Origin of the sequence: Pseudokineococcus marinus, from assembly GCF_013004605.1 — a bacterium.
GTDB lineage: Bacteria > Actinomycetota > Actinomycetes > Actinomycetales > Quadrisphaeraceae > Pseudokineococcus > Pseudokineococcus marinus.
This window is the reverse complement of sequence record NZ_JABEMA010000268.1, coordinates 1-4,285: the sequence shown is the minus strand read 5'-3', so window position 1 is coordinate 4,285 and position 4,285 is coordinate 1. Positions and strand designations below refer to the sequence as shown.

Here is a 4,285-nt window from a genome sequence, read left to right as displayed (position 1 = left end):
CACGGCCGGTCCCGCCACGAGGCTCGCCCCGGCCGCGCCCACGGCGCCGAGGGCGGCCACCGGGTCCTCCGCGACGACGAGCTCGAGGGAGGCCGTGGCGAGCGAGCCGCTGACGTCGGCGCCGCGGGCGACGACCTGCGCGGGCGGCAGGGACGCCCACCCCAGCACCGCGGCGGTGTCGCCGCTGCCCTCGGCGTAGGCCGCGAGGTCGTCGGCGTGCCGGCGGACGCCCTCGGCGTAGCCGTCCTCCACGAGCGTCCGCCGCAGGACCGTCGGCACCGGCCGGGGCCGCTCCGCCCACGACGCGTCGGCGCCCCCGAGGTCGGTCAGGGCGCGCCCGCTCCACCCGGCGCGCAGGCCGTCGTCGACGGTCCGGGCGACGGCGCCGTGGGCCCGCTCGGCGGCGTCGAGGTCGCCCGTCGCCGCGCCGCCGAGCAGCTCCGCCCGGCGGTCCTCGTGCTCCTGCTCAGCCACGCCGGTCACCTCCTCCGCCCTGCTCGTCCTGGTGCTGGTCGTCCTGCTCCTCGAGGGTCGCGCGCAGCGCGCGCAGCCCGTAGTACATCCGCGTCCGCAGCGTCGCCACGGGCACGCCCGTGCGCTCCGCCAGCTCGGCGTACGTCCCGCCCGCCAGGTGCACGTGGGCGACGACCTCGCGGTGCTCCGCGCTCAGCCGGGCCAGCGCCTCGACGACGACGAGCCGGTCCACGGTCGCGCCCTGGGCGTCGGGGACCGCCTCGACCTCCGTCTCCGCGACGACGTCGACCGGCCGGGGCCGCCGCGCGCGCGAGCGGTGCGCGTCGACGACGACGTTGCGGGCGATGGCGAAGAGCCACGTGCGGACGGAGCCGCGCTCGCCGCCGTACCGGTCCCGCGCGCGCCAGGCGCGCACGAACACCTCCTGCAGCGCGTCCTCGGCCGCCCCGCGGTCGCCGAGGCTGTTGACCGCGAAGGCGAGCAGGGGGCCGGCGTGCTCGGCGTAGGCGGCGTCGACGTCGAAGGCGGCGCGATCGGCGGGCGGGTCGACGGCGCGCAGGTGCCGCTCGCGCGCGGGCCACCGGACCACCGGACGCGCCCCCTCCACCGCCTGCAGCACCACCACCGCCTCCTCCGACGCGGCCGCGAGGAGGTCCCGCGGACCGTACCGGTCGGGTGGGAGTACGCCCGGGCGCGCCCGTCCGTTCACGGGCGCCGGCGCCGGGTCCCCGCGCCACCCGGACGGGGGAGGGGCCACCTGCCGGGGGCGACGGGCCCGAGCGACAGGGGCCCGGACGAGAAAGGTGGGCCGGGCCCTGAACGCCCCGGCGCCGGACGTCGTACCCCCTGCCGATACCGCGGACCCGCCCGGGCCCGCCCCACCGAGCAGGGAGGCACCCCCATGCGCACGACCACGCGCACCACCCGTGCACGTCTGGCCACGACGACCGCCGTCCTCGCCGGCGCCGGCCTCGTGGCCGTCGGCGCGCTGCCGGCGTCCGCCGCCTCGGCGAGCGAGCCCGACTCCTTCACCAGCGCCTTCACCGTGCAGATGACGCCCGACATGGTCGTCGACAGCGAGGGCCAGGCCACCGGTGGCGACCCCGACGGCAGCGGCACGATGGACCTGCGCGTCAACAGCGACGAGGGCGTCATCTGCTTCGACATCACGACGCGCGGCGTCGAGCCGCCCTACGAGAGCCCCGCCGTGACGGCGACGCACGTCCACGAGGCGCCCGCCGGCCAGCCCGGCCCGCCGCGCATCGCCTTCCCGAACCCCGAGGGCGACGGCGACGTCCGCACGAGCTCGGGCTGCCTGTCGATCCCCATGGACACGGGCGTCACGGGTGACGACGGCCAGGACACCGGCGCCGGCTTCTCCCTCACCGAGCTGGAGGCCGACCCGGCCGCCTTCTTCGGCGACACCCACACCTCCACCTACGTGCCGGGCGCCGTGCGCGGCCAGCTCGTGCGCGTCCCGGTCGGCGGGGCGGACACCGGCGCCGGCGGCGTGGCCGACGGCTCGACGACGGCGGTCGTCGCCGCGGGCGCGGGCCTCGCCGCCGTCGGTGCCGCGGGCGTCGTCCTGCTCCGTCGTCGCCCGGACGCGCGCGCCGAGGGCTGACCTCCGCCCGACGACCGGTCGCCCGCGCAGGGCGGTCGGTCGTCGGGGGGGGCAGCGGTCGAGGGACGGGTCGCGCCACCGCGGGGGGGCGGCGCGCACCGTCGCCCACCGCACGACGACCCCGGGGCCGCACCGGCCCCGGGGTCGTCGCACGTCCGCCCGGGTCTGGCGCCTGAGACGCCTCTCCCGAGGCGTGGACGCGTCGTCGTAGGCTCGACCCAGGTCATGAGCGCCAGCGCGAAGCCCCGGCTCGCTGGCCGGCAACCCTCCTCCTGCGGCGGGGTGCCCCGGGTGATGACCGGGCCGCCGCCCGTCCGGGCGCCGGCAAGCGCGGGCTCACGCGAGCCCCCGGCACTGGGAGCACCATGTCCTCCTCGCAGACCCCTCCGGCCGACCGCCCCACGCCGTCGACGCCCGTCGACGGCGCCGACGCGGCGGAGCCGGTGACGCACGGCGTCGCCGAGCCCGCCCCGGGCGGCTGGTCCTTCGAGACCCGCCAGATCCACGCGGGCTCGGCGCCCGACCCGAGCACGGGCTCGCGGGCGCTGCCGATCCACCAGACGACCTCGTTCGCGTTCCGCGACACCGAGCAGGCGGCGAACCTCTTCGCGCTGTCCGAGCTCGGCAACATCTACACGCGCATCACCAACCCGACGACGGACGCCGTCGAGCGCCGCATCGCCGACCTCGAGGGCGGCGTCGGCGCGCTGCTCGTCGCGTCGGGCCAGTCGGCCGAGACGCTCGCGATCCTCAACGTCGCGGAGGCGGGCGACCACGTCGTCGCGAGCCCGAGCCTCTACGGCGGCACGGTGAACCTGCTCAGGTACACGCTGCCCAAGCTGGGCGTGACGACGACCTTCGTCGAGGACCCCGACGACCTCGACTCCTGGCGCGCCGCGGTGCGGCCGAACACCAAGGTCCTCTACGGCGAGGCCATCCCCAACCCGCGCGGCGACGTCCTCGACGTCGAGGGCGTGGCGGGCGTCGCGCACGAGGTGGGCGTGCCGCTCGTCGTCGACGCGACGGTGGCGACGCCGTACCTGCTGCGGCCGCTGGAGTGGGGTGCGGACGTCGTCGTGCACTCGGCGACGAAGTACCTCGGCGGGCACGGGACGGCGATCGGCGGCGTCATCGTCGACGGGGGAACCTTCGACTACGCCCAGCACGCCGACCGTTTCCCGGGCTTCAACCAGCCCGACGAGAGCTACCACGGGCTCGTCTACGCGCGGGACCTCGGCGTCGGCGGCGCGCTCGGCGCCAACCTGGCGTACGTCCTCAAGGCGCGCGTGCAGCTGCTCCGCGACCTCGGCCCGGCCATCTCGCCGTTCAACGCCTTCCTCCTCGGGCAGGGCATCGAGACGCTGAGCCTGCGGGTCGAGCGGCACGTCGCCAACGCCCAGGCGGTCGCCGAGTGGCTCGAGGCGCGCGACGAGGTCGAGCGCGTCCAGTACGCGGGCCTGCCGTCCAGCCCGTGGCACGCGCGGCAGCAGAAGTACGCGCCGCGCGGCGCGGGCGGCGTGCTGTCCTTCGAGATCGCCGGTGGCATCGAGGCGGGGAAGCGCTTCGTCGAGGGGCTGGTGCTGCACAGCCACGTCGCCAACATCGGCGACGTGCGCAGCCTCGTCATCCACCCGGCGTCGACGACGCACAGCCAGCTGTCCCCGGCCGACCAGGAGAGGGCCGGCGTGACGCCGGGGCTCGTGCGGCTGTCGGTCGGGCTCGAGCACCTCGACGACATCCTCGCCGACCTCGACCAGGGCTTCACCGCGGCGAAGGGCGTCTGAGCCCCCCACGTCGCCCCTCCGGGGGAGGGGCGACGTGTGGCCATGTCGTCCCTGGCGACTGCGCCGGTGGGGCGATGTGTGGCCATGTCGCCCTGCCTGGCGTGGAGGGCGGGCGACGTGTGGCCATCTCGCCCCCGGTGGAGCGTCGCCAGCGGCGACATGGCCACACATCGCCCTCCGGGGGCCGGTCCTGAGGTGGCCGCGGCGACGCGAGATGGGGAAATCCGGGTGACGGCGAGCGCGGCCGCGCGCACCATCGCCCGCCATGAGCACCTCGTCCGAGCAGCCCGCCCTCCTGCGCGACGGCGACCTCGCCGCCCCCGCGCTCGCCTCCCTCGGCCTCGGGCCGCGGGTGGCGGCGCTGCTGCGGGCGGCGGCCGACGGCGTCCCTCCGCGGGCGGCC

The 4,285-nt window shown here is 77.3% G+C and carries 4 protein-coding genes and 1 riboswitch; of the genes, 2 read left to right on the top strand and 2 right to left on the bottom strand.

The genetic code is table 11. The annotated features are described in order from the left end of the window. Both HLB09_RS13750 and HLB09_RS13745 read right to left on the bottom strand, forming a co-directional pair. Positions 1-474: hypothetical protein (locus HLB09_RS13750; protein ID WP_212771078.1), on the bottom strand; the 474-nt coding region annotated here is incomplete at its 3' end. Next, on the bottom strand, positions 467-1,096 hold the full coding sequence (locus HLB09_RS13745) for a sigma-70 family RNA polymerase sigma factor (protein ID WP_212771077.1): 630 nt from the start codon (positions 1,094-1,096) through the stop codon (positions 467-469). The genes HLB09_RS13745 and HLB09_RS13750, both read right to left, overlap by 8 nt. A gap of 279 nt (positions 1,097-1,375) precedes the next feature. Between HLB09_RS13745 and HLB09_RS13740 the strand changes: the two genes are divergently transcribed. Together HLB09_RS13740 and HLB09_RS13735 are read left to right on the top strand one after the other, a co-directional pair. Continuing rightward, positions 1,376-2,098 carry a CHRD domain-containing protein gene (locus HLB09_RS13740; protein ID WP_171203912.1) on the top strand — a complete coding sequence of 241 codons (723 nt, stop codon included), beginning with the start codon at positions 1,376-1,378 and terminating at the stop codon, positions 2,096-2,098. Between the two features lie 221 nt (positions 2,099-2,319). Further along, positions 2,320-2,435: riboswitch (SAM riboswitch) on the top strand. Between the two features lie 28 nt (positions 2,436-2,463). Beyond that, positions 2,464-3,882, top strand: coding sequence for a bifunctional o-acetylhomoserine/o-acetylserine sulfhydrylase (locus HLB09_RS13735; protein WP_171203911.1), 1,419 nt, complete (start codon positions 2,464-2,466; stop codon positions 3,880-3,882). The last annotated feature ends 403 nt before the right edge of the window (positions 3,883-4,285 follow it).